Origin of the sequence: Actinacidiphila bryophytorum (assembly GCF_016916835.1) — a bacterium.
GTDB classification, from domain to species: Bacteria; Actinomycetota; Actinomycetes; order Streptomycetales; family Streptomycetaceae; genus Actinacidiphila; species Actinacidiphila bryophytorum.
The window spans coordinates 117,285-140,801 of sequence record NZ_JAFFIX010000001.1; the positions used below are offsets into that span (position 1 = coordinate 117,285).

Annotated in this window: 19 protein-coding genes and 1 tRNA gene; 13 read left to right on the forward strand and 7 right to left on the reverse strand. The window is 73.3% G+C overall.

The genetic code is table 11. From position 1 onward, the window contains the following. Nucleotides 1-201: 201 nt before the first annotated feature. From JT723_RS00480 to JT723_RS00505, 6 genes are all read left to right on the forward strand, one after another. Nucleotides 202-1,785 (forward strand): hypothetical protein, encoded by a 1,584-nt coding sequence (locus JT723_RS00480; RefSeq protein ID WP_205042284.1) that lies wholly within the window; start codon nucleotides 202-204, stop codon nucleotides 1,783-1,785. Next, nucleotides 1,782-3,128 carry an AAA family ATPase gene (locus tag JT723_RS00485; RefSeq protein ID WP_251512777.1) on the forward strand — a complete coding sequence of 449 codons (1,347 nt, stop codon included), beginning with the start codon at nucleotides 1,782-1,784 and terminating at the stop codon, nucleotides 3,126-3,128. The genes JT723_RS00480 and JT723_RS00485 overlap by 4 nt, the downstream gene beginning before the upstream one ends. A 79-nt stretch (nucleotides 3,129-3,207) precedes the next feature. Continuing rightward, nucleotides 3,208-3,597: a DUF8844 domain-containing protein gene (locus tag JT723_RS00490; protein WP_205042287.1), complete on the forward strand. Its 390-nt coding sequence runs from the start codon at nucleotides 3,208-3,210 to the stop codon at nucleotides 3,595-3,597. Between the two features lie 137 nt (nucleotides 3,598-3,734). Next, on the forward strand, nucleotides 3,735-4,307 hold the full coding sequence (locus JT723_RS00495) for a bifunctional DNA primase/polymerase (protein WP_251512779.1): 573 nt from the start codon (nucleotides 3,735-3,737) through the stop codon (nucleotides 4,305-4,307). A 56-nt stretch (nucleotides 4,308-4,363) separates the two neighbouring features. Further along, nucleotides 4,364-4,437: transfer RNA gene (locus JT723_RS00500), tRNA-Lys, on the forward strand. A 111-nt stretch (nucleotides 4,438-4,548) separates the two neighbouring features. Further along, nucleotides 4,549-6,951 (forward strand): phosphatidylglycerol lysyltransferase domain-containing protein, encoded by a 2,403-nt coding sequence (locus tag JT723_RS00505; RefSeq protein ID WP_205042288.1) that lies wholly within the window; start codon nucleotides 4,549-4,551, stop codon nucleotides 6,949-6,951. Between the two features lie 287 nt (nucleotides 6,952-7,238). Here the strand turns inward: JT723_RS00505 and JT723_RS00510 are convergent, their stop codons facing one another. Together JT723_RS00510 and JT723_RS00515 are read right to left on the reverse strand one after the other, a co-directional pair. Beyond that, nucleotides 7,239-8,708 carry an alpha/beta hydrolase gene (locus JT723_RS00510; RefSeq protein WP_205042291.1) on the reverse strand — a complete coding sequence of 490 codons (1,470 nt, stop codon included), beginning with the start codon at nucleotides 8,706-8,708 and terminating at the stop codon, nucleotides 7,239-7,241. Nucleotides 8,709-9,166: 458 nt separating this feature from the next. Beyond that, nucleotides 9,167-10,405, reverse strand: coding sequence for an NsdA family TPR-like regulatory protein (locus tag JT723_RS00515; RefSeq protein WP_205042292.1), 1,239 nt, complete (start codon nucleotides 10,403-10,405; stop codon nucleotides 9,167-9,169). A gap of 230 nt (nucleotides 10,406-10,635) precedes the next feature. On the opposite strand from JT723_RS00515, the gene JT723_RS00520 reads away from it, so the two are divergent. After that, on the forward strand, nucleotides 10,636-11,046 hold the full coding sequence (locus tag JT723_RS00520; protein WP_205042776.1) for a hypothetical protein: 411 nt from the start codon (nucleotides 10,636-10,638) through the stop codon (nucleotides 11,044-11,046). A gap of 24 nt (nucleotides 11,047-11,070) precedes the next feature. Further along, nucleotides 11,071-11,940, forward strand: coding sequence for a spermidine synthase (locus JT723_RS00525; protein WP_205042295.1), 870 nt, complete (start codon nucleotides 11,071-11,073; stop codon nucleotides 11,938-11,940). A gap of 374 nt (nucleotides 11,941-12,314) precedes the next feature. On the opposite strand, the gene JT723_RS00530 is transcribed toward JT723_RS00525, so the two are convergent. Then, the gene (locus JT723_RS00530) at nucleotides 12,315-12,782 is read right to left on the reverse strand and encodes a hypothetical protein (protein WP_205042296.1); all 468 of its coding nucleotides are present in this window, start codon (nucleotides 12,780-12,782) and stop codon (nucleotides 12,315-12,317) included. Nucleotides 12,783-12,825: 43 nt separating this feature from the next. Here JT723_RS00530 and JT723_RS00535 point away from each other — a divergent pair, with 43 nt between their 5' ends. The 3 genes from JT723_RS00535 (at nucleotide 12,826) to JT723_RS00545 (ending at nucleotide 16,495) form a co-directional block, all read left to right on the forward strand. Next, the gene (locus JT723_RS00535) at nucleotides 12,826-13,515 is read left to right on the forward strand and encodes a response regulator transcription factor (protein WP_205042297.1); all 690 of its coding nucleotides are present in this window, start codon (nucleotides 12,826-12,828) and stop codon (nucleotides 13,513-13,515) included. Beyond that, nucleotides 13,512-14,879 (forward strand): sensor histidine kinase, encoded by a 1,368-nt coding sequence (locus JT723_RS00540; RefSeq protein ID WP_205042298.1) that lies wholly within the window; start codon nucleotides 13,512-13,514, stop codon nucleotides 14,877-14,879. The genes JT723_RS00535 and JT723_RS00540 overlap by 4 nt, the downstream gene beginning before the upstream one ends. A 170-nt stretch (nucleotides 14,880-15,049) precedes the next feature. After that, complete coding sequence (locus JT723_RS00545) at nucleotides 15,050-16,495, forward strand: cellulose binding domain-containing protein (RefSeq protein ID WP_205042299.1); 1,446 nt, start codon at nucleotides 15,050-15,052, stop codon at nucleotides 16,493-16,495. 104 nt (nucleotides 16,496-16,599) lie between these two features. On the opposite strand, the gene JT723_RS00550 is transcribed toward JT723_RS00545, so the two are convergent. The 4 genes from JT723_RS00550 to JT723_RS00565 form a co-directional block, all read right to left on the reverse strand. Beyond that, nucleotides 16,600-18,081, reverse strand: coding sequence for a GH1 family beta-glucosidase (locus JT723_RS00550; RefSeq protein ID WP_205042300.1), 1,482 nt, complete (start codon nucleotides 18,079-18,081; stop codon nucleotides 16,600-16,602). Between the two features lie 185 nt (nucleotides 18,082-18,266). After that, nucleotides 18,267-19,184, reverse strand: coding sequence for a carbohydrate ABC transporter permease (locus tag JT723_RS00555; RefSeq protein ID WP_205042302.1), 918 nt, complete (start codon nucleotides 19,182-19,184; stop codon nucleotides 18,267-18,269). 2 nt (nucleotides 19,185-19,186) lie between these two features. After that, the gene (locus JT723_RS00560; protein ID WP_205042304.1) at nucleotides 19,187-20,188 is read right to left on the reverse strand and encodes a carbohydrate ABC transporter permease; all 1,002 of its coding nucleotides are present in this window, start codon (nucleotides 20,186-20,188) and stop codon (nucleotides 19,187-19,189) included. A 166-nt stretch (nucleotides 20,189-20,354) separates the two neighbouring features. After that, nucleotides 20,355-21,710 (reverse strand): ABC transporter substrate-binding protein, encoded by a 1,356-nt coding sequence (locus JT723_RS00565; protein WP_205042306.1) that lies wholly within the window; start codon nucleotides 21,708-21,710, stop codon nucleotides 20,355-20,357. 308 nt (nucleotides 21,711-22,018) lie between these two features. Here JT723_RS00565 and JT723_RS00570 point away from each other — a divergent pair, with 308 nt between their 5' ends. Both JT723_RS00570 and JT723_RS00575 read left to right on the forward strand, forming a co-directional pair. Then, nucleotides 22,019-23,053 carry a LacI family DNA-binding transcriptional regulator gene (locus JT723_RS00570; protein ID WP_205042777.1) on the forward strand — a complete coding sequence of 345 codons (1,035 nt, stop codon included), beginning with the start codon at nucleotides 22,019-22,021 and terminating at the stop codon, nucleotides 23,051-23,053. A 136-nt stretch (nucleotides 23,054-23,189) separates the two neighbouring features. Further along, nucleotides 23,190-23,450, forward strand: coding sequence for a hypothetical protein (locus JT723_RS00575; RefSeq protein ID WP_205042307.1), 261 nt, complete (start codon nucleotides 23,190-23,192; stop codon nucleotides 23,448-23,450). Nucleotides 23,451-23,517 lie beyond the last annotated feature (67 nt).

The following is a 23,517-nucleotide window of genomic DNA, read 5'->3' on the forward strand; positions in this document are numbered from 1 at the left end:
GGCCGCGCAGTTCCCCGCGCCCCTGAAAAACGCTCACCCTCCTGCACAGAGGGCAAGCCAAAAGGGGCGCGGGGAACTGCGCGGCCAGCCCGAGGAGTGGGAAAGAAGCAACGCCACGGCAAGTGGCAATCACCTGGGGGCGCGGGGAACTGCGCGACAAGCCCACCGCGAGGGGTACTCACCGGGGATGGAGGGTGACGCGTGAGCGTCATGAGTGTGTTGGCCAGGGCGGAAGCCGTGGCCCGGGGGCGGGCCGTGCCCGCGGCGACGGTGCGGCACCGTTGGGTGGCGCCCCGCCCGCTCGTTTTCGTGCCGCTCACCACCGCGGGTGAGGCCGGCGCCCCCCTGGGCGCAATGATCGGGACGGACCGGGCGGAGCCCACCGTCCTGGTGGTGCCGCAGCCACTGGACCGCACCCTGCGCTTCGACTTCTTCGCGGGCCTGGCCGCGGCCGTTCTGCCCGTGGTGGAGGAGTACGCCGACGCCGTCGAGACGGAGCCGGCCACGCGCAACCGCGAGGAGACGGAGGTCTGCTCCGACGCACCGCAGGTGATCGTGCCGAACGGCGCCGCCCTGGAGTACGTGCGGCTGCTGGGCCGCTCGACCCGGTACCTGCGCACCGTCGAGGACCCGGACGCCCCGCACCCGGTGCCGGTCCCGGTGCCGCTGCTGGGGCGCTGGCTCACACACTGGGCCGAGCGGGCGCGTACTCCGGGCAGTGCGCTGCTGGTGGCGATGACCGATCTGCTGACCCGGCACTGGGCGACGGGGCAGAGCGCGATGGAGGACCAGCACCTGGGCGGGCTGCTGGGGTGGATCGACCCGCCGCAGGGGTGGGACGGGGCGGCGGCCGCGGCCCGGGCGCAGACGGGGCGGGACCGGGACGGCCTGCTGTTCAGCCCGCCTGCGGGTCCGGCGACGGACCCGGTGTTCGACAACCGCGTGCTGGCCCCGGCGCTCGAGCGCTACGACGCGGCGAAGGCGGCGGGCGCGACGGGTCCGCTGCGGGTCGCGGAGGCGGATGTGCGGCGGCTGGTGGCGTCGCAGTTGCAGCCGACGTGGGACGACGTGTGGCACGGTGTGGACCTGCTGCGGGCGCTGCCGGAGGGCGCGCATGTCGCGGAGCGCTGGAAGCGGGACCGCTGGTCGTTCACCGGCCACCGGGACCGGGTGCGTGCGGGGGAGCCGCCGCAGCCGAAGCGGGACGACGCGGTGACCGCGGCCCAGAAGCTCGCGGGCCGGGAGACGGCCCAGGCCAGGCTGCTGGCCCAGGAGGCGCTCGACGACCCGCTGGTGATGGCGGGCCGGCGGCTGGCGGGGGAGGCGTTCGCCGGCACGGTGCTGGCGGTGGAGATGACGTACTCCGAGGGCCGCCGGCCGATGCCGCGCCCGCTGCTGACGCTTGCCACGTCCGACATCCCGCAGGCGGAGCCGGGTACGAAGGCCTACCGGGCGGTGCCGGATGCGAAGTCGGCGCAGACGGCGGAGGTGGTCTCGGTCGCGGAGGCGCCGGGCAGCGGTGTGCTGCCTGCCCAGCGGGGCGGTGACGAGCCGGGGCGGACGGTGGTCGTCAGGCTCACCGGCGGGATGGGTACGGGGAAGGTGCCGCGGGAAGGGTCTGTGCCGGAGGTGGGGGAGCAGGTGCTGTTCACGTTGTTCGCGCACGAGCCGCGCAGCGGCCCCGCGCTGCCCGACCCCGAGGAGACGCCGTGGACGCACGGCGGCCCGCCGGGGGCCGCCGTGGCGGACGTACCGGACACCGTGACCGCGGAGGACTTTCTGTGACGCAGGACGGTTTCGACCCGGGGGCGGAGGCCACCGCGGCGACCGAGGCGATCCTGGCCAGCACCATGCACGGCACCGCACGCGGTGTCGTCGTGGACTCGCCGCCCGGCGCGGGCAAGTCGACCCTGGTGGTGCGGGCGGCCCGCGAACTGGCGGCGGCCGGTGAGCGGTTGATGATCGTCGCGCAGACCAACGCCCAGGTGGACGACCTGGCCGACCGGCTGGCGACCGCCGACCCCGCCTTGCCGGTGGGCCGGCTGCACGGCGCAGACTCGCCACCCGACCCGGTGCTCGACCGGCACCCGGAGGTGGCCAAGTCCGCGTCGGTGGCCGATCTCAGGGACCGCGCGGTGGTGATCGCGACGGCGGCGAAGTGGGCGTACGTCAAGGACGTCGAGCCGTGGCGGCACGCGATCGTCGACGAGGCGTACCAGATGCGCTCCGACGCGCTGCTGCAGGTCGCCGGGCTCTTCGAGCGGGCGCTGTTCGTGGGCGACCCGGGCCAGCTCGACCCCTTCAGTGTGGTGGGCGCCGAGCAGTGGGCGGGGCTGAGCTGGGACCCGTCGGCGAGCGCGGTGGTGACGCTGCTGGCCCACAACCCGGGTCTGCCGCAGCACCGCCTGCCGGTGTCCTGGCGGCTGCCCGCCTCCGCGGCGCCGCTGGTCTCACGGGCCTTCTACCCGTACACCCCGTTCAGGAGCGGCACGGGCCACGGGGACCGGCGGCTGGCCTTCGGGGTGCGGGGGGACGGCGGCGGGGTCGACCGGGTCCTCGACGAGGCCGCCGCGTCCGGCTGGGGCCTGCTCGAACTGCCCGCCCGGCACACCCCGCGCACCGACCCGGAGGCGGTACGGGCGACCGCCGCGGTCGTACGGCGGCTGCTGGACCGCGGCGGGTCGGCGTACTCCGAGCGCGGCGCGGACCCGGCGCCACTGACCGCGGACCGGATCGCCGTCGGCACCGCGCACCGCGACCAGGCCGCCGCGGTCCGCAGCGCACTGGCCGACATCGGGGTGCCGGCCGGTGCCGGCGGGGTCGCGGTGGACACCGCGAACCGGCTGCAGGGGCGGGAGTTCGACGTCACCGTGGTGCTGCACCCGCTGTCGGGGCGCCCGGACGCGACCGCCTTCCACCTGGAGACCGGCCGGCTGTGCGTCCTGGCTTCCCGGCACCGGCACGCCTGCATCGTGGTGTGCCGGGCGGGCGTGGCCGACCTGCTGGACGAGCACCCGTCGTCGGAGCCGGTGCGCCTCGGCGTCACGGTGAAGTTCCCCGACGGCTGGGAGGCCAACCACGCGGTGCTCGCGCACCTCGCGGAGCACCGTGTGAGCTGGCGCCCCTGAGCTGCGGTTCCACCTGCGCCAAGGGGGACTTGCGCGGGCGCGGGACAATGGAAGGCGGAACCGACCCCGGAGGTACCGCATGTCCGAGCCGCAACCGGCTCGCCCGTCCCGCGAGTCCCGTGAACAGCACGGGTCGCGCGCCGACCGGCCCAAGCGCCCCGCACCGCTGCTCTTCGAACCCGGTATGCCCTTCGACGCCGACGGCGACCGCTTCTTCGAGCTGGAGTCGATGGACGACCCGCGGCAGCTGCTGGCCCGGGCCACGGAACTGGAGCAGGCCTTCCGCACCGCGGCGGACCGGGCCGGCGAGTTCCAGGCCATCGCCGCCGCCCAGCTCACCGACCCGCGCCGCTTCGACCGGCTCACCGCGGCCGACCTGGCGGAAGCGGCCGGCTGGACCGAGGACTACGCGAAGAAGATGGCCGAGTACGGCCAGGGCCTGATCGCCGGCGGCGGTGTCACCCCGTAGCGGTGCCGTCGCCGTGGGTGCGGAAGGGTACGCCTCCGCTTGTCCGCTGTCCCGTCTTCGACGGATTTACCGGGACGCCCCCCGTACGCCGAGTACCTGTAGATGCCATGGATGAATGGCAGGGGAGCACCAGCGTCGTGGGCATTGTCACCGAGGCCCAGCGACGGCAGCACACTGCGTTTGTCACGGCAGAAGGCGCCGCCTGGCTCGCCTCCGCGAGCGCCTTCCCGCGCAGCGTCGAGGCCCTGTGGTCGGCCCGCCCGGCCGCCCCGAGCGTCCTGCCCTGCGGCAGGGCCTTCGACGTGGTCAACCTCACGGCCCTCTTCGGCCGCCGGGTGCTGGAGCAGCTGTGGTCGGCGGGCCCCGGCAGCGGACCGGTCGCCGTGCACCACGGCAGGGTCCTGCTGCTGGTCGCGCCCGGCACCGCCCAGCGGCTGCCCGCCCTGCTCGGCTGGGAAGAGTGGGCCGACGCCGTACCGCCGATGCTGTGCCACGGCAGCGGCGACGCGGTCACCGTCCCCGCGCTCTACCAGGACCCGTCGGCCGCGCCCCGGGACAGCGCGGGCATGTCCCGCTGGGTCGTCGCCCCCGACACCCGGCACCCCTGGCTGCCGGGCGCGGACGTGCTGCTGTGGGCCTGCCTGCGGGCGGTCAGGAGCGGCCCCGCGCCGGCCCGCACGGCACTCGCCGGGGTGCCGGGAACGGCCTGACACCAATCGATTTTCCAGGTCGCGGGGGTGGGTGCTAATGTCTACGACGTCAGCCGGCGCCGCTAGCTCAGTTGGTTAGAGCAGCTGACTCTTAATCAGCGGGTCCGGGGTTCGAGTCCCTGGCGGCGCACCTGAGACGAAGGCCCTCCGTGATCCACGGGGGGCCTTCGGCGTGTGACCGCGGCGCGGCCGTACGGCGTGCCGCGCCGTCCGGCACCGCCGCGACCAGCACCCTTGTCCCATGGGGCACTGGTCGCTGACCGACGCGGTCCGGGTGGAGATCTCCGGCACCGGCGGGCGCACACCGCTGTTCCTGCTGCTCGCCGGGCTCCTCGGGTCCTTCCTCTTCATCCGGCTCAGCACCCGGATGATCCGCGCCCAGGTCTCCTGGTGGCCGGGCAACGTCCAGCCCGGCGGCCTGCACATCCACCACGTCGTCTTCGGCCAGGCCATGATGCTGATCGGCGGCGTCGGCTCCTTCGCCGTCCATGGCGGCCCGCTCGCCCACAACATCCTCGCCGTCGTCTTCGGTGTCGGCTGCGGCCTGGTCCTGGACGAGTTCGCGCTCGTCCTGCACCTGGAGGACGTCTACTGGCGCGAGGAGGGCCGGCAGTCCGTCGACGCGGTCATCCTCGCCGTCTCCGTGATCGGCCTGCTGCTCATCGGCCAGGCCCCGCTCGGCGGTTACGTCGGCGGCACCAAGTGGACGACTTACGTCGTCGCCGCGGTGATCCTCGGCTTCGTCGTGCTGTGCATGGCCAAGGGCAAGATCTGGACCGGGCTGCTCGGGGTGATGCTGCCCTTCCTCGCCGTCGTCGGCGCCCTGCGGCTCGCCCGCCCCGCCAGCCCCTGGGCGCGCTGGCGCTACGGCAGCAGGCCGCGCCGGATGGCCCGCGCGGAACGCCGCGAGGAACGCATCCACCGGCGCATGGTCGACATGAAGACCCGCGCCATGGACGCCGTCGCCGGCGCCCCCAGCCCGGTCTCGCTCACCAAGCAGCCGGCCGCCCGCCCCACCATCGTCGACCTGCCGCCCTCCCGGCTCGAAGTGCTGCTCGGCCGGGTGCTGCGCCCGCTCCGGGACCCCGGCGCCGCCGCCGCCGTCTGGTACCTGCGGCTGGCCACCGCCGTGAACGTCGTCACCGGCCTGATCGCCCCCTTCCGCGACCGGGTGCGGGCCGCCACCGACGGCGAGTACGTCACCGCCTTCCTGGTCAGCCCCGGCTTCACCGGCGCCGCCCTCGCCCTGGTGCTCTCCATCAGCCTGCGCCGCCGCAAACGCGCCGCCTGGATCGTCACGACCGTGCTCGCCGCCGGCTACACCCTCGTCGTCGCCGGCACCCTCTCCGCGGTCCGCGAGTCCCGCGGCCACCCCTTCAACTGGGTCTCGCTCGGCCTCACCCTGCTCTTCGTCACCGCCCTGCTGGTCTCCCGGCCGCTGTTCAACGTCCGCGGCGAACGCGGCAACGTCGCCCTCGGCCTGACCAGCCTGGTCATCGGCGCGGTCGTCGCGGTCGGCGTCGGCACCCTGCTGGTGCACGCCACCGACCAGGCACCGCCCCGGCAGTGGAGCGCCAGCCTGCGCTACGCCTCCGTCCGCGTCCTGACCGTCTCCGGGCTCTTCGACCTGCCGGGCGTCACCGTGCCCGGCTGGACCGACCTCGCCATCAACGTGCTCAGCGTCGCCCTCATGCTCGTCGTCCTGCTGGCCTTCTTCCGCCCGCCCCGCGGGCGGGCGCGCCTCCTGCCCGCCGACGAGCAGCGGCTGCGCGCCCTGCTGCGCGCCGACGGCCGCCGCGACTCGCTCGGCTACTTCGCGCTGCGCCGCGACAAGTCCGTGTGGTGGACGGGGGAACGGGACGCCGCGATCCTCTACCGCGTCGTCGGCGGTGTCGCGCTGGCCACCGGCGACCCCCTCGGCCCGCGCGCCGCCTGGCCCGCCGCCGTCAGCGGCTGGCTCGACCACGCCCGCACCCACGCCTGGGTGCCCGCCGTCGCCAACGCAGGACCCGACGCCGCCGTCGCCTACGAGTCCGCCGGCTTCCACGGCCTGTCCTCCGGCGACGAGGCCGTCGTCGACGCCGCCGCCTTCGCCGCGGGCGGCGGCCACGCCCTCGACGCCCACCGCATGGTCGCCGACGCCGGCTACGCCACCGCCTTCCGGCGGCAGCGCGACATCGACCCCGGCGAGCTGCGCCGGCTCGGCCAGCTCGCCGACGCCTGGCGCCGGCACCCCGCCGGGCTCCCGGCCGGGCTCGGCCGCATCGGCGACCCCGCCGACGGGGACTGCCTCCTCGCCGAGTGCCGCGACCCCAACGACCGCACCTGCGCCCTGCTGCTCCTCGTGCCCTGGGGCGCCGACGGCCTCACCCTCGACCTGCTGCGGCACGACCGCGACTCCGGCCGCGCGCCCGTCGACCACCTGCTCACCGACCTGCTGCTGCGTGCCGCTGGTGGCGCCGACCCCGCCCTCGCCGGTGTCGCCCGCCTCTCCCTCAACATCGCCCCCGCCCGCCCCTGGCCCGCCGCCACGGAGCGCCGCCGCCTCCTCACCGCGTACGCGCCCCGCTGGTACCCGCGCTTCCTGCTGTACGAGCGCCGGCTCGACCTGCCGCGGGTCGCCGCGGCCGCGCTGCGGGGGTGAGGCTGGGGGGCTGGTGCGCTCCGGCGCTTGGCTGCTGGTGCGCTGCGCGCTTGGCTGCCGGGTGCCGGGGTGCCGCGCTTGGCTGCTGCGGTGCCTGATTGCTTGGGCTGCTGCGGTGCTGCGGTGCTGCGGTGCTGCGGTGCTGCGGTGCGCGGTGCTGCGCTGCCGTGCCTGGCTGCTGCGGTGCCTGACTGCTTGGGTGCTGCCGCGGTGCCGTGCATGGCTGCAGTGGTGGGGTGCCGTGTTTGGCTGTTGCGGTGCGCGGTGCGCGGGGTGCTGTGTGCGCCTCAGCACACCGCCTTCGTGGGGGGCATCGCTCCGTCGATCAGGTACGCCTCCACCGACTTCACCACGCATGGGTTGTGCGCGAAGTACGCCCCGTGGCCCTCGCCCCGGTACGTCAGCACCCGGCTGCCGTTGCCGAGCGCCGCGGCCATGTGCGCCGCCCCCGGGTACGGTGTCGCCGGGTCCGCCGTCGTACTGACCAGCAGCGCCTCCGGCGCCGTCGGTGCCGCCACCCGGCGCGACGCCGCGTCTCCCGGCGGCCACCCCGAGCACGACAGCAGCGTCGCCTCGATCGACGAGCCGAACACCGGGGACGCCGCCGCGAAACGCGCGTCCAGCGCGTGCACGCCCGCCGCGGTGTGCCGTTCCGGGGTGTCCCGGCAGTCGATCGCCAGCTTCGACATCTCGTAGTTGTCCGGCGTCGACCACGAAGGGCCGCGGGCGGGGCCCGAGGCCACGCCCAGTTGCCCCGGGTAGGCCAGCTGCATCATCAGCTCGCCGTCACCGTCGCGCAGCGCACTCAGCGCCTCCCGGAGGAAGGGCCAGTTGTCCTTGGAGTACAGCGCGTTCTGCACGCCCTGCAGGTAGCCGGCCCGGTCCAGTTGCCCCGACACCGTCGCCAGCCCGCCAGCGTCCAGGCCGCGGCCGGTCGCCCCGATCCCCGCCACCACCTGCGCCGCCGTCCGGCCGGGCACCGGGCAGCCGCGGGCCGCGCAGTCCGCGGCGAAGTCGTTCAGCGCGTGCTGGAAGGCTGCCGCCTGGGCCAGCGCGGTCTGCGTGTCGTCCAGCGTCGGGTCCGGTACGCCGTCCAGCACGACGCGGCCCGTGTGCTGCGGGAACTCGTGCGCATAGACCGAGCCGAGGCGGCCGCCGTAGGAGAAGCCCAGGTACGCCAGGCGGTCGTCGCCCAGCGCCGACCTCACCACGTCCAGGTCCCTTGCGGCATTCGGGGTGCCCACCCAGGGCAGCAGGGCGCCGGAGTGCTCGCGGCACGCCTGCGCCACCTGGCGCGCTTGCGCCACCGGGTCCGTGGCGGTCACGTCCGAGAGGTCGCCGCAGTCGACGGGGGTGCTGCGGCCGGTGCCGCGGGGGTCGAAGCCGATGAGGTCGTAGCTGCGGTTGAGCCGGGACAGCTCGCCGGCCGCGGTGCGTTGCGCCAGTTCGGCGATGCCGGGGATGCCGGGGCCGCCGAAGTTCACCACGAGCGAGCCGAGGCGCGGGCCTGGGCCCGTCGCCGGTATCCGGCTGACCGCCAGGTCCAGGTCGCCGTGCCGCGGCTCGGCGTAGTCGTGCGGCACGGTGAGCGTGCCGCACTCCATCGACGCCGGCCCCTGCACACCCGAGCACCCGGTCCAGTCGATGCTCTGCCCGTACGGATCGGCGGCGGCCGACCCCGTGGCGTGCGGCGGAGCGGCCAACGCGGTGCCTGCGAGCACCGCCACAACGGCGGCAGCGGTTCTCATCCGGGCCATGCCCTTAACGTAAGCGCGCTTCCCCCGGTGCGCCTGCCGTGCGTCTGTGGGGTCGGTGCCGCTTCGGGGGTATCTCCCCGGCCTGCGCGCCTTACCTCTTCCCGAACGAGGCGGCGGGAGTCGCGCGCATGCCTGCGGGGACACCCGAATCGTCCCCTCGGCCCGGTTTGGCGGCTTGCGGTGAGCTGTCAGTCCTGCGCAGGCATCCTCGTCGTCGCGTAGGCCGTGTCGGCGGCTTGCGGTTGTCGTCTGCGGGGTGGGCTTTGGTACGTCCTCGGCTGCGGTAACCGCTGGCGGTTCGCCGGGGGGTATCGGCGCGCAGCCGCCGATGGCGGGGCACCGGCCACGGGGAGGCCTGCACACGACATCGCATCTGCACGGGTCTGGGGGCACCCCCACGCGGAGCTGTGGGGGAGGGTGGGGAAACGAACCCGCGCCGGCAGGCGCGGGGGCGGGGGTCAGAGGGTGGTGAGCATCGTGTGGACGCGGGTGGAGCGGAGGGTGGGGAGGAGGCGGCGGGCGGAGCCCGCCACGGTGGCCGCCTCGGCGCGGGAGCCGGCCCGGTGCAGGTTGATGGCCAGCTCGGCCTGGTAGAGCGCGAGGTTGCGCACGAAGTGCGGGTCCTGCAGGCGCACCGCGTGCCGGGCGGCCCCGGCAGCCCTGGCCGGTCGGCCCAAGGCCGACCAGGCCTGCGCTTCGAGCCCCGCCAGCTCCGCTTCGCCGAAGAAGCTCATCCACCCGGGATCGGCGTCCCGGGCACCCTGCCCGAAGAGCGTGTGCGCCCGTGCAAGAGCGAGTTCGCAGCGCCGCCGCTCGCCGAGCCCGGCGAGCCCCCCGGCTTCCCGCAGCGCGAGCAGCGAGAGCAGCCGCGCGGACCCGAGGTCGCGGGCGAGGACCTGCGCGGCCTGGGCGGCGCGCACCGCTTCGCGGTGCCGCCCGGCGTCGCGGGCGAGGAAGGAGGTGTTGCAGAAGGCGTGCACTTCGAGTGCGGGGTCCCCGGCCATGCGGGCGGTGGCGAGCGCTTCTGCGTAGTGGGAGCGGGCTTCGGGCAGCCGCCCGGAGTCGTGGGCGAGCCATCCGACGGAGATGGCGAGTTCCCCGGCCCCGGAGGCCAGCCCGGCTCCGGTCGCGGAGCTGTGGCTGGTGTCGTCGAGGAGCCGGTAGGCGCCGCGGAGGGCGCCTGCGGCCTGGGTGTAGAGGCCGTCGCCGCCGTGCCGGTCGTCGTGCAGCCGGATCTGCCGTACCGCGTCGTGCACGGCGGCGACCTCCGCGGCGCCGGCCCTGGCGGGCGCCTCGGCGCGCTGCTGCGGCAGGAGTGCGGTGGCGAAGGCGGCCGGGCCGCCGGTCATGAACGCGCGACGCTGCACGTCGCTCTCCTCGTACGTCGGTTCGAGCGGGGCGGCAGGCGGTGCGGTGGTGCGCCGGCCGCGCACCGCCTGCCGGGGTGCGAAGCCGAGGTCCGCGGGGGTGAGCCCGGGGAACATGTGGCGGAAGACCCGCTCGTAGGCGTAGTTGGGGCAGCGGATCTCACCGGATTCGAGCCGTCCGACGTAGCGGGCGTCGCAGCTGACCTGTTCGCCGATCTCGCGGGCGGCCCTCCGTACGGCCGCGGCGAACTCGGCCGGCGAGCGGTCGCCGCGCAGCCGCCGGATCGCGGTGTTGGCGGGCGGGGCTGTGGAGGCAGGGGACGGCAGCATGGCGACTCCCACGACGGTCGGTACCGCTCGGCGGCGGGACGAACGTACCGGCCGCAAGGAAGCTCCATATGCCGAATTTGGCTACAAACCGGATATCTCACGCACTATCCGCCATGAAACGCCACCCCTTACGGCGTGAAACGCACGTAGCCGTTGACGCCGTCCCGCGTTGTACCGGTGTGGCACAAGCACAGCGTGCGCCGATCCCATCGTGAGGAGCGTTTGCCTTGTTGGACACCAGCGGTACGCATACGTCGGGTCCGAGCCGGGAGTGCAGCGAACTGCCGCCACCGTGCGATCTGGTGACCGTGCCGACCCGGCAGGGTCTCGAAGCGGTCGACCTGCTGCGGCACGGCAGCGGGGTCGGCCCGGTGCTGCACGACAACACCGGCGCCAGCCTGGGCTTCCTCGTACCGCCCGGCACCGCCGACTGCTGGGACGTGCCCGGCAGCTCCTGTACCAGCACCGACGGCCGCGGCCTGGTCCTGGACGGTGCGCCGCCGGTCGCCGACACCGGGTGGCTGGTGCCGCCGCACACCGACACCGAGGTGACCGACCCCGCGGTGCTGCGGGCGGCACTCGGCCAGGCCGCCCGCACCATCGAACTGGTCGACGGCTACCAGGGCCTGCGCGCGGTCTAGCCGCTCTGCCCCGATAATCGGCGCATGGCAGGCAAGAGACAGCGCGGCGGCCGCGCCCGCACACCCGACGCGGTCACCGCGCAGGTCGCGGGCGGCGCCGCGGCCCTCGTACCCGACCGGGAGCGCCCCAAGGCCTGGGCGCTGGTCGTCGAGGGCGCCCCGCAGTCCCATGTCGACCTGGCAGAGCCCGACCACCTCGGCTTCTCCTACCAGCGCAGGCTGGGCCACGTCATCGACCTGGTCGCGCCGCCCGGCATGCCGCTGCGGGTCCTGCACCTCGGCGGCGGCGCGCTGACCCTGGCCCGCTACACCGCCTACACCCGGCCCCGCTCCACCCAGCAGGTCATCGAACTCGACTCCGCCCTGGTCGACCTGGTCAGGACCCACCTGCCCTGGGACCGCGGCTGGCGCATCAAGGTACGCAGCGGCGACGCGCGCGCCGGGCTCGCGAAACTCCCCGACGGCTGGGCCGACCTGGTGATCGCCGACGTCTTCGGGGGTGCCCGCACCCCCGCGCACCTGACCAGTGCGGAGTTCCTCACGGACGTGCGCAGGGTGCTGAGGCCCGGCGGCGACTACGCCGCCAACCTCACCGACGGGGGTGCGCTCACCTTCCTGCGCGCGCAGGTCGCGACGGTACGGGCCGCGTTCGCGGAGGTGTGCCTGGCCGCGGATCCCGCGGTGCTGCGGGGGAAGCGGTTCGGCAACGCCGTGCTGTGGGCTGCCGACCACGACCTGCCCGTCGCCGATCTCACCCGGCGGGTGGCGACCGACCCCCACCCTGGTCGCGTGGACCATGGCCACGCGCTCTCCTCCTTCGCCGCGGGCGCCCCCGTCACCACCGACGCGACGGCGACCCCGTCCCCGCCTCCACCCCCTCACGCCTTCGGCTGACCGCGCCCCCGCCTCCGGCGAGAGGTGACTGCCACCTGCGGTGAGCGTTCGCCTTCCGGCCGGTGGTGGGCTGGTCGCGCAGTTCCCCGCGCCCCTGAAAACGCTCACCCTCCGCCCCAAGGGCGAGGCCCCTGGCCGGGGCCATTGCTGAGCGGATGAGGACGCAGGCCAAAGGGGCGCGGGGAACTGCGCGCCCAGCCTGAACGGCCGGGAAGCAAGCAACGCCACAGCAAGTGGCAATCACCTCAGGAGGCGCTGGGGGTACCCCCAGGCGAAGCTCTGGGGGCGGACCTGCGCGCCCAGCCACGAGGGCGGGAAAGGCGAGCGCCCACCGCAAGGGGCAATCACCTGGTACCCCCCCCGGCGCCGCAGGGCTATTCCTCGTAGGTCTGGACGGACGGCGCGTGTCCGTTCCATGTGGAGATCACCGTCGAGGCCGACCCGCCGGAGGCGGAGGTGAAGGTGACCCGGAGCCACCCCTGCTCCGGCCACACCTGCATCTTCCAGCCGGAGTTGGGGACCGCGGAGACGAGCGTGGCCGCGGTCGGGCCGAGGGCGAGGACGACGCGGCCGCCGCGGAGGGTGTAGCCGTGCACCGTGGAGGACGGGTGCGGGCGGGGGGTGGGGGAGGAGCGGGCGGGGGCGCGGTGCGCCGGGGTGGGGGCCGGGGGGCGCGAGGTGGGTGCGCCCACCGCGGGCGCGGTGACGGGTAGCGCGTGCGGCGGGTCGTACGCGGTGCCGCGCAGCACACTGTGGACGCCGAACCAGGACAGCGTCGCCGCCGCCGCGGTGGTCAGCGCCCAGGCGCAGATGTGGAGCAGCCCTCGGTGCACAACGGCCATAGTGCCGCACCACGCGGCGGCGTAACGCGCTAGGTTGCCGCGCATGGCAAGTGTGCTCGTGGTCGAGGACGACCAGTTCGTGCGCTCGGCCCTGATCCGGCACCTGACGGACGCCTCGCACACGGTGCGCAGCGTGGGCACGGCGCTGGAGGCGCTGCGGGAGGTCGCGCAGGTCGGGTTCGACGTGGTGATCCTGGATCTCGGGCTGCCCGACCTGGACGGTTCCGAGGCGTTGAAGATGCTGCGCGGGCTCAGCGACGTACCGGTGATCGTGGCGACCGCGCGGGACGACGAGGCGGAGATCGTCCGGCTGCTGAACGCGGGCGCTGACGACTACCTGGTGAAACCGTTCTCCGTCGAGCACCTGTCGGCCCGGCTGGCGGCCGTTCTGCGGCGGTCCCGCAGCCGGTCGGCGGCGTCGTCGGTGGACGCGGTGATCGCGGTGGGCGGGCTGACCATCGATGTGCGGCGCCGCCTGGCGGTGCTGGACGGGGTGGCGCTGGACCTGACGCGGCGGGAGTTCGACCTGCTGAGTTTCCTGGCGGCGCGGCCGGGTGTGGTGGTGGCGCGGCGCGAGCTGCTGGCGGAGGTGTGGCAGCAGTCGTACGGGGACGACCAGACGATCGACGTGCATCTGTCGTGGCTGCGCAGGAAGTTGGGGGAGACGGCGGCCAGGCCGCGGTATCTGCACACGTTGCGCGGGGTGGGGGTCAAGCTGGAGCCGCCGGTATGAGGTGGTCCCTGATCCGGGTCTCGCTCGCGGTGACGGCGATGGTGGTGATCGCCTTCGCGGTGCCGCTGGGCCTGGTGGTCAGGGAGCTGGCCAGGGACCGTGCGCTGACGAACGCCGAGCGGCAGGCCGCGGCGATCGCCCCGGCGCTGGCGATCACCACGGACCGCGGGCAGTTGGAGGGGGCGGTGGCCACGACGCAGGCGGGGGCGCTGAAAAGGATCGCGTTGCGCATCCCGGCGACGCCGGGCCGTGCGGAGGTGCGGATCGGGCAGCCGCATGCGGACGCGGCGGCGCTGGCGGCGGCGTCGGCCGACGGGGAGGCGGCGACGGTGCGGGTCGCGGGCGGCTATGCGCTGCTGCGGCCGACCGCGGTGGGGGCCGGGACGATCGCGGTCGTCGAGGTGTTCGTGCCGGACGGCGATGTCACGCGGGGGGTGGCGACCGCGTGGCTGGTGCTGGCGGGGGTGGGGCTCGGGCTGATCGTGGGGTCGGTCGCGGTGGCCGACCGGCTGGGCAGCCGTATGGTGCGGCCCGCGGTGCAACTGGCGGGGGCGGCGCACCGGTTGGGTGAGGGGGACCTGGGGGTGCGGGTGCCGGAGGCGGGGCCTGACGAACTGCGGTCCGCGGCGGCCGCCTTCAACGCCATGGCCGACCAGGTGGTGCAGCTGCTGGCGGCGGAGCGGGAGTTGGCGGCGGACCTGTCGCACCGGCTGCGTACCCCGCTGACCGTGCTGCGGCTGAACACCGCCTCGCTGGGCGAGGGTCCGGCCGCCGACCAGACCAGGGCGGCGGTCGCCCAGCTGGAGCGGGAGGTCGACCAGATCATCAGGGCCGCGCGGGAGCAGCGCGTACCGGCGACGGCGGCCGGGTGCGACGCGGCGGAGGTGATCAGGGAGCGGATGGCGTTCTGGTCGGCGCTGGCGGAGGACGAGTCCCGCGAGGTGCGCACGGCGGGCGCGGACCGGCCGGTACGGGTGCCGGTCGCGCGCGGTGAACTGGTCGCGGCGCTGGACGCGATGCTCGGGAACGTCTTCCGGCACACCCCCGAAGGCACCGCCTTCGCGGTGGACGTGCACCGCGCGGACGACGCGGTCATCGTGCTGGTCTCGGACGCGGGGCCGGGTGTCGCGGACCCGGCGGCGGCGGTGCGCAGAGGGCACGGCGACGGCGGGCAGGGGTCGACGGGGCTCGGCCTGGACATCGTGCGCAGGGTCGCGGAGTCCACGGGCGGCGACATGCGGGTGGGCCGCAGTGTGCTGGGCGGTGCGGAGATACGGCTGTGGCTCGCGCTGGGCGGCGCCCCCGCCCCGGTGGCGGCGGGCCACAAGCGGCGCGGCAGGGCGGCGGGCCGCGGCCACCTGTGAGGGCCGCCCGCGCACAGCCCGGTGCGCGGGCCATCTTTAACGGGTCCCTTGCCGTTGCTTAAGCGCGCCATAAGAAGCCGCCCCGGCGCCCTGAACAGGGCTTTCGTCCGACCGCCGGCGGTTAGCGTGCAGCGCGTCACCACCTCCCCCAACACCGAGGCAGGCAGCACATGGCACGCACGCACCGCCGCCGTCCCAGCCGCAAAGTCCAGTTGACCGTCGCCGTCGCCGTCGCGGCGGCACTCGCGGGCGGCGGTTTCGCCCTCGCGGGTTCCGCGAGCGCGGCCACTGTCGGGGCCGCGTACTCCAAGACAAGTGACTGGGGCAGCGGTTACACCGGGCAGTACGTGATCAGCAACGGCACGGGCAGCACGCTCGACGGCTGGACGCTGACCTTCCAGCTGCCCGCGGGCACCACGATCAGCTCGCTGTGGAACGGCACCTTCACGGTGTCGGGGCAGACCGTCACGGTGAAGCCGGAGAGCTGGAACTCCTCGATAGCCCCCGGCGGCATAGTCCAGGTCGGCTTCGTCGCGGGCGCCGGCGGGACCGCGGGCGACCCGACCGGCTGCCTGATCAACGACAGCAAGTGCTCGGTGGACAGCGGCCCGACCGCGACGCCGACCGGCCACCCCACGGCCACGCCCACCGCGACCCCCACCGCGACGCCGACACCGACCGCCACCCCGACCGCGACCACCGACCCGGGCAGCGGCTCCGCCACAGGCGGCGGCTTCTCGCCCTACGTCGACACCTCGCTCTACCCGGCCTACGACCTGGTCGGCGCTGCCAAGGCCGGCGTCAAGCAGTTCAACCTGGCCTTCGTCGTCTCCGGCGGCGGCTGCGTCCCCAAGTGGGGCGGCGTCTCGGACCTGGGCAGCGACGCGGTGGCCGCCCAGATCGGCGCCCTGCGCGCGGCCGGCGGCGACGTCCGGGTCTCCTTCGGCGGCGCCAACGGTACGGAGCTGGCCGCGGCCTGCTCGTCTGCGGGCGACCTGGCCGCCGCGTACGGCAAGGTGATCGACCAGTTCGGCCTGACCAAGGTGGACTTCGACGTCGAGGGCGGCGCGCTGCCCGACACCGCCGCCAACACCCGCCGCGCCCAGGCGATCGCGCAGCTCCAGCGCGCCCACAGCGGCCTTGAGGTCTCCTACACGCTGCCCGCGATGCCGACCGGGCTGACCCAGGACGGCATCGACCTGCTGTCGAACGCGAAATCCAACGGCGTGGACGTGCACGCGGTCAACATCATGGCGATGGACTACGGGGCGTCCTTCTCCGGCGACATGGGCCAGTACGCGATCGACGGTGCCACCGCGACCCAGGCGCAGGTCAAGAGCGTGCTCGGGCTCTCGGACGCCGCCGCGTGGCACAAGGTCGCGGTCACCCCGATGATCGGCGTCAACGACGTCAGCTCCGAGGTGTTCACCGTCGCCGACGCCTCGCAGCTGGCGGCCTTCGCCAAGACCAAGGGCCTGGCCTGGCTGTCGATGTGGTCGGCGACCCGCGACAGGAGTTGCGCGGGCGGCGCCCAGAGCTGGGCGGACGCGAGCTGCAGCTCGATCACCCAGAGCGCGGGCGCCTTCGCCCAGGCCTTCGCCGGCTACACCGGCTGATCCCCCCGGGGCACGGTCCTCTCCCACCCCCACGGGGGAGGAACGTCAAGGAGCGGTACGGCAGCACCCTCGAACTGCCGTACCGCTCCTTTTTCTCCGTCCCTTCAGGACTTCCCGTCCTCCTCCGGGAGGTCCTGGAGGACGTTCGCGCGCGCCACCGAGGCGTACCAGTGCGCGCTTTGCTTGGGGATCCTGCGCTGCGTGCCGAAGTCCACGTAGACGGCGCCGAAGCGCTTGCTGTACCCGTAGGCCCACTCGAAGTTGTCCATCAGCGACCACAGGAAGTAGCCGCGGACGTCGGCGCCCGCGCTCACCGCCTGGTGCACCGCGGACAGGTGGCCGTGCAGGTACGCGATCCGCTCGGGGTCGTTGACCTGGCCCTCGGGCGAGATGTAGTCGTCGTACGCGGCGCCGTTCTCGGTGACCATCATCGGCAGGCCCGGGTGCTCCCTGGCGATCCGCTGGATCAGGTCGCGCAGGCCCGTCGCGTCGACGGCCCAGCGCATCGCGGTGGTCTCGCCGGGCGGCAGGTGGAAGGCGACGTGCTCGGAGCCGGGCCACGGCGAGAAGTCGCTCGCCCCGTGCCCGTCGTTGCGCGGCGCCGCCGGACCGTCGGTCTGCACCCGCCCGTCGGAGACCAGCGTCGGGGTGTAGTAGTTCAGGCCCAGCAGGTCGATCGGGCGGCCGATCTCGGCGAGGTCGCCGTCCTTGACCAGCGACTCCCAGTCGACCAGGTGGGCGGTGTCGTCCAGCAGGTCGGCGGGGTAGCCGTCGCCGAGGATCGGGCCGAGGAAGACCCGGTTGCCGACCGCGTCGATGCGGCGGGCCGCGTCCAGGTCGGCGGCGGAGTCGGTGAGCGGGCGGATCTGGTGGAGGTTGAGGGTGATCGAGGTCTGCGCTGTAGCGGGGAGAACGGAACGCAGAACCCCGATCGCCCGGCCATGGGCGAGGTTGAGGTGGTGCACGGCCTTCAGCGCCGACTCGGGCTCGGTGCGCCCGGGGGCGTGCACCCCCGAGCCGTAGCCGAGGTAGGCCGAGCACCACGGCTCGTTGAGCGTGGTCCAGTACGGCACCCGGTCGCCGAGCGCGCCCGCCACGATCTCGGCGTACTCGGCGAAGCGCTCGGTGGTGTCGCGTACGGTCCAGCCGCCGACGTCCTCCAGGTCCTGCGGCAGGTCCCAGTGGTAGAGCGTGGCCACCGGGGTGATGCCCTTGTCGAGCAGCTCGTCGGTCAGCCGGCGGTAGAAGTCGAGGCCGCGCTGCACGGCGGGGCCGCGCCCGGTCGGCTGGACCCGGGACCAGGACACCGAGAAGCGGTACGCGCCCAGGCCCAGGTCCGCCATCAGCGCCACGTCGTCGCGGAAGCGGTGGTAGTGGTCGGCGGCGATGTCGCCGGTGTCCCCGTTGCGGACTCGGCCCGGGGTGTGGCTGAAGGTGTCCCAGATCGAGGGCGTACGGCCGTCCTCGGCTGCGGCGCCCTCGATCTGATAGGCGGCGGTGGCCGCCCCCCAGACGAAGCCGGGGGGGAAGCGGAGCGAGGCCGAGCTGGCAGAAAGCTCAGTGCTCTCTGAACGGACAGCTGTCATAACGGGGGACTCCAGGGGAATCAGGGGGTAGTCGGGGGAGAAGGGGGCTCCCTTATCAGGCGGTCTTCCTGTTCACTCGCTGCGCGGACGGCTTCGTTCCTCAGCCGCCCACTTCGCGAGCTCAGGCGTCAGCCCGCTCCGCTGACCCGCGCGGCACAGGGGTTGCGGCCCCGCGGGCAGGGAGTTCAGCTCTTGACGGCACCCGCGGTGATACCGCCGACGATGTGCTTGCCGAGGAAGGCGAAGACCAGCAGCAGCGGCAGCGTCGCGACCAGCGCGGCGGTGACGACCGCGGCATGGTCGATGGTGTGGTTGCCGGCCCCGACGCCCGCCAGGGCGACCTGGACGGTCGGGTTCTGCTGGTTCAGGGCGATCAGCGGCCAGAAGAAGTCGTTCCAGGCCTGCACGAACACCAGCATTCCCAGCACGGCCATCGCGGGCCTGGCGATCGGGAAGACCACGTGCCACAGGATGCGCAGGCTGTGCGCCCCGTCCACCCGCGCGGCCTCGATCAGCTCGATGGGCAGCGCCTCGGAGAGGAACTGCCGCATGAAGAACACACCGAAGGCGGCGACCAGTGAGGGCAGGATGACGGCCTGCAGGTGGCCGAACCAGCCGACCTTGGTGATGATCTGGTAGAGCGGGATCACGCTGAGCTGCGGCGGGATCGTCATGGTGGCGACGACGATCATCAGCAGCGCGTTGCGCCCGCGGAAGCGCAGCTTGGCGAAGGCGAAGCCGGCCAGGGTGGCGAACAGCACGGTGCTGATGGCGACGCAGCCGGCCACCACGGTGGAGTTGATCAGGGCCGTGGTCATGTCGACCTCGTCCCACACCACCTTGATGTTCTCCACCAGGTGGCTGCCGGGCAGCAGGGGGGTCGGCGGCTGGGTGATGTCGGTGTCGGTGTGCGAGGCGGCGACGACCGTCCAGTAGAGCGGGAAGAGCGAGATCGCCGCGGCGATGATCAGCAGGATGTACGCGATGGGTCCCGCGTGCTGCTGCTTGCCCGCGCCGCCTGCCTTCACGCGCCGGCGGCGGGCCGGCGCAGCCGAGGAGTGCCGCGGTCCCGCGGTCTTGGCGGCCTGAGTGAGTTGCGCCATGGTCAGGCCCCCAGCTTCCGTCGGTTGGAGCGTGCGATCAGCAGGTTGACGGCGCCGATGAGCAGCAGGATGAGCAGCATCACCCAGGCCACGGCGGAGGCCTGGCCGAGTTCGCCGACGTTCCAGCCCTTGTCGTACATGTAGAGGCTGAGCGTCTGGTACTGGTGGTCGGTGCCGCCCGTGACGCCGACGCCGCCGCCGAACATCAGCGGCTCACCGAACAGCTGGGTCGCGCCGATCGTGGACACGATGATCGTGAACAGGATCGTCGGCCGGATCGACGGGATGGTGACGTTGACGAACTGCCGCCAGCGCGAGGCGCCGTCCAGCGCCGCGGCCTCGTAGAGGTCGGCCGGCACGGCCTGCATCGCGGCCAGGTAGATCAGCGCGTTGTAGCCGGTCCAGCGCCAGGTCACGATGGTCGAGATGGCTATCTGCGCGGGCCACTTGGACGATTCCCAGTCGACGTGGCCGAACCCGAGGTGGCCGAACAGCTGGTTGATCATCCCGTAGTCGGGGTTGAACATCTGGATGAAGACCAGGGTGGCGGCGGCCACCGAGGTCGCGTACGGCGCCAGCACCGCGACCCGGAAGAAGCCCCGGCCGCGCAGCTTGTAGTTGAGCAGGTGTGCGAGGCCCAGCGCCATCAGCAACTGCGGCACCGTGGAGAGCACGCCGAGCGTGAAGGTGTTGCGCAGCGCCTTCCAGAAGAACTCGTTGTCCCACAGGCCGGTGTAGTTGTCGAAGCCGACCCACTTGGCGTGGGAGCCCAGCTCGACCTGGTGCAGCGACAGCCACCCGGTGTAGATCAGCGGGAAGAGGCCGAAGGCGGCGAAGAGGATGAAGAAGGGCGCGACGTAGGCGTACGGGGAGGCCTTGGTGTCGAACCGGTAGAGCCGGGTGCGCCAGCCGGGAGGGCGGCTGCCGCGCTGGTCGGACGTGCTGGGGGCGGGCCGGGACGACGGCGGGCTGCCGTCGGACGTCGCCCTGACGGAGGTGGCCACGAGTGGCGTCCTTCCCGTAGGGGTGCGGGCGGTGGACCGGGGGAGGGGGGGAGGGTTGGTTCACAAGTTGTAGGGGCCTGGGTCCGGTGCGTTCACTTCTCGCAGCGGACCCTGAAACGGGCCGCCCGGCAGGTGGGAGACACTGCCGGGCGGCCCCGCCTGGGTACTACTCGACGACGGTGTCCTTGATCTGCTTCACCGCGTTCGACCACGCCTTGTCCTTCGACGTGCCGCGCTTCTCCATGTCGAGGATGCCGTTCTTGGTGATGATGTCCTTCACGTTGCCGTCCCACGGGCCGATGGGCGCCGGGGTGATGTTCTTGGCGGCGGTCGCGAAGATCTTGCCCATCGGGGTGTCAGGGAAGTACGGGTTGACCAGGTTCTGCACGGCCGGGTCGTCCAGGGCCTTGGTCGAGGACGGGATGTTCCCGAACTTCTGGAAGACCTTGATCTCCTGGGCCGCCGAGGTCAGCCACTGGGCCAGCTCGGTGGCCTCCTTGACGTGCTTGCCGGACTTCGGCACGGCCAGGAACGAACCGCCCCAGTTGCCGACCTGCGGGGGCGCCGCGACGTCCCACTTGCCCTTGCCCGCGTCACCGGAGTTGGTGGCCACCAGGCCGACCATCCAGCTCGGGCAGGTGACGGTGGCGAACTTGTTGGTCTTGAACGCCGCCGCCCACGCGTTGGCCGGGTCCAGCTGCTGGTAGCCGGCCGTCAGGCCCTCCTGCACGGCCTCGGTGGCGATGTTCCACGCCGTCTGCACGCCCGCGCTGGTGTCGTAGATCAGCTTGCCGCTCGCGTCCGAGTACTGCGTCGGCTGGCTGGCGAGCACCGCGTTGAACAGACCGCTGCCGGAGTCGGAGAACTTCATGCCCTTGGGCGCGGTCTTGCTGGCCGCGAACTGCTTGCCCAGGTCGATGAACTTCTGCCAGTCGCCGTTCCAGTTGGCCGCGAGGGTGTCGCGGTCGGTCGGCAGGCCGGCCTTCTGGAAGGCGTCCTTGTTGTAGCAGATCGCGGTCGGACCCGCGTCCGTGCCCACACCGATGACCTTGCCGTCGGAGGTGGTGGCCTGCTTCTCCTTGTACGGCAGCCAGTCGTCGGCGTTGAAGCCGGCGACCGTCTTGAAGTCCACGAACTTCGACGCGAGGTTCGGCTGGATGGCCAGGCCGATGTAGCCCACCTCGATGGCCTGGATGTCGTCCAGACCGCTGTTCTGCGTCAGGTGGAGCTTCAGCGAGTTCCAGTACTGCTGGCCGTCGGAGACGGCGTCCTCAACGATCGTGATGTTGGGGTGCAGCTTGTGGTACTCGGCGTAGAGGGCTGCGCCCGTCTTGTCGTCGTAGCCGAACGAGCCGAAGTCGCCGACGTGCAGGGTGATCTTCTCGGTGGACGACGAGCCGCTGGAGGTGCTCTTCGGGTCGTCCTTCTTGTCGCTGCTGCAGCCGGTGATCAGGGTCGCGCAGGCTGCGAGACCCGCGACCGCGATGACGGCGGCCTTGCGGGTTCTGCCGGAAGTGCGCATTCCACTCTCCTTGTCAGGGTGGGTCAGCGTGCGGGTGGTGCGTGGGTCCCCGGGGGCGTACGAACGGATGGCGCTGTGGGAGCGCTCCCACGTAGGCTTTCCGGAACATTCACGCCTAGGAGGGGTCAGTGTCAAGATGTGAAGTCCATTTCGTTGCCGGAACGTGTCCGGAGCTGACTCTTGATTACTTCTTGAACGGAAGCTCCTGCCTGGGGCTTGTAGTGTGGGAGCGCTCTCAAGAACCGCTCCTGCTGGGAAGGACCGGGCGCTAAGGTGGCGCGAAATGAGTACTGGAGGCGGCAGTGGCCATGAACGGGCGGCACAGCGGACGTCCCACCCTTGAGGAGGTGGCGCTGCGCGCCGGAGTCGGGCGGGGAACGGTCTCCCGGGTGATCAACGGATCACCCCGGGTGAGCGACCGTGCGAAGGCCGCCGTCGAGGCCGCCATCGCCGAACTGGGGTACGTCCCCAACCGGGCGGCCCGGGCGCTCGCGGGCAACCGCACGGACGCCATCGCGCTGGTCATCCCGGAACCGGAGACCCGGCTGTTCGCCGAGCCGTACTTCTCCGACATCATCCGCGGCATCGGCGCGGAGCTGGCAGACACCGACATGCAGCTGCTGCTCACGCTGATCCGCACCCCCAAGGAGCGGGCGCGCTTCGCGCAGTACCTGGCCGCCCACCGGGTCGACGGGGTGCTGCTGGTGTCGGTGCACGAGGACGACCCGCTGCCGGACCTGCTGGAGCAGCTGGAGATGCCGGCGGTGCTCAACGGCCGGCGCAGCGACCTGGAGTCGGTCTCCTACGTCGACGCCGACAACGTCGGCGGGGCGCGGGCCGCGGTCGCGCATCTGATCGCCCGCGGGCGGCGCCAGGTCGCCACCATCACCGGGCCGCCCGACATGTACGTGGCGCGCAGCCGGCTCGACGGCTACCGGCAGGCCGTGGAGGCCGCCGCGGGCGGCCTGGACGCCGGCTTCGACACCGCGCTGGTGGCCCGCGGCGACTTCACCGAGGAGGGCGGCAGGCGGGCCATGCGCGAGCTGCTGGTGCGCCGCCCGGGCATCGACGCGGTCTTCGCCGCCTCCGACGTGATGGCCGCGGGCGCCAGGGCGGTGCTGCGCGAGAGCGGCCGCCGGGTGCCCGACGACGTCGCGCTGGTCGGCTTCGAGGACTCGGCCATCGCCCGGCACATGGACCCGGCGCTGACCAGCGTGCGGCAGCCCACCGAGGAGATGGGCCGCACCATGGCCCGCGTGCTGCTGGAGGAGATCGCGGAACGCGAGTCGGTGCGCCGCCACGTGGTGCTGGCGACGGAACTGGTCCAGCGGGACTCGGTCTAGGGCCGGTCTGGCCGCGCCGCGCCCGGAGCCGGATGCGGTCGCGCCGCCCGCTGGGAGCGCTCCCGTGCCCGGCGGGCGGACGTCCGAACGCCCGCGCCCGGGGAACCGGGGTGCGGGCGCCGGGCGTTGCAGGGGCATGCGGAACTCCCGGACCGGCCTGCTGACATACGCCGCCGTCGTCATCGCCTCCCCCGTCCTGCTGGTCGCCGGCGAGCCCCTCGCACAGGCCGCTCTGCGCCGCGCACGCGCCCGGGCGACCCCGATGCCCGGCGGGGGCTTCGTCACCCGCCACAGCGGCCCTCGCGGCCTCCTGGACGCCCATACGTTCTTCTTCAACCCCCTCGCCATCGCCCTGACCGCCCCCAGCCGCTGGGTCGGCGACCGGCTGCGCCGCTGAGGCCGCCGCCGGGAGCCGGGGAGGGCGTGGGGAGGGCCGCCGGAAAAGCACACCGCCGGGGGCGGGA

What these genes read in the sequence shown, in the direction of transcription:
- JT723_RS00515 (WP_205042292.1), bottom strand. Translation starts at nt 10,405, where the DNA reads ATGCTGCCGTCCCCTGCCTCCACAGCCCCGCCCGCCAACACCGCGATC.
- JT723_RS00525 (WP_205042295.1), top strand. Translation starts at nt 11,071, where the DNA reads ATGGCAGGCAAGAGACAGCGCGGCGGCCGCGCCCGCACACCCGACGCG.
- JT723_RS00545 (WP_205042299.1), top strand. Translation starts at nt 15,050, where the DNA reads ATGGCACGCACGCACCGCCGCCGTCCCAGCCGCAAAGTCCAGTTGACC.
- JT723_RS00510 (WP_205042291.1), bottom strand. Translation starts at nt 8,708, where the DNA reads ATGGCCCGGATGAGAACCGCTGCCGCCGTTGTGGCGGTGCTCGCAGGC.
- JT723_RS00555 (WP_205042302.1), bottom strand. Translation starts at nt 19,184, where the DNA reads ATGGCGCAACTCACTCAGGCCGCCAAGACCGCGGGACCGCGGCACTCC.
- JT723_RS00540 (WP_205042298.1), top strand. Translation starts at nt 13,512, where the DNA reads ATGAGGTGGTCCCTGATCCGGGTCTCGCTCGCGGTGACGGCGATGGTG.
- JT723_RS00535 (WP_205042297.1), top strand. Translation starts at nt 12,826, where the DNA reads ATGGCAAGTGTGCTCGTGGTCGAGGACGACCAGTTCGTGCGCTCGGCC.
- JT723_RS00490 (WP_205042287.1), top strand. Translation starts at nt 3,208, where the DNA reads ATGTCCGAGCCGCAACCGGCTCGCCCGTCCCGCGAGTCCCGTGAACAG.
- JT723_RS00570 (WP_205042777.1), top strand. Translation starts at nt 22,019, where the DNA reads ATGAACGGGCGGCACAGCGGACGTCCCACCCTTGAGGAGGTGGCGCTG.
- JT723_RS00505 (WP_205042288.1), top strand. Translation starts at nt 4,549, where the DNA reads ATGGGGCACTGGTCGCTGACCGACGCGGTCCGGGTGGAGATCTCCGGC.
- JT723_RS00550 (WP_205042300.1), bottom strand. Translation starts at nt 18,081, where the DNA reads ATGACAGCTGTCCGTTCAGAGAGCACTGAGCTTTCTGCCAGCTCGGCC.
- JT723_RS00575 (WP_205042307.1), top strand. Translation starts at nt 23,190, where the DNA reads ATGCGGAACTCCCGGACCGGCCTGCTGACATACGCCGCCGTCGTCATC.
- JT723_RS00565 (WP_205042306.1), bottom strand. Translation starts at nt 21,710, where the DNA reads ATGCGCACTTCCGGCAGAACCCGCAAGGCCGCCGTCATCGCGGTCGCG.
- JT723_RS00530 (WP_205042296.1), bottom strand. Translation starts at nt 12,782, where the DNA reads ATGGCCGTTGTGCACCGAGGGCTGCTCCACATCTGCGCCTGGGCGCTG.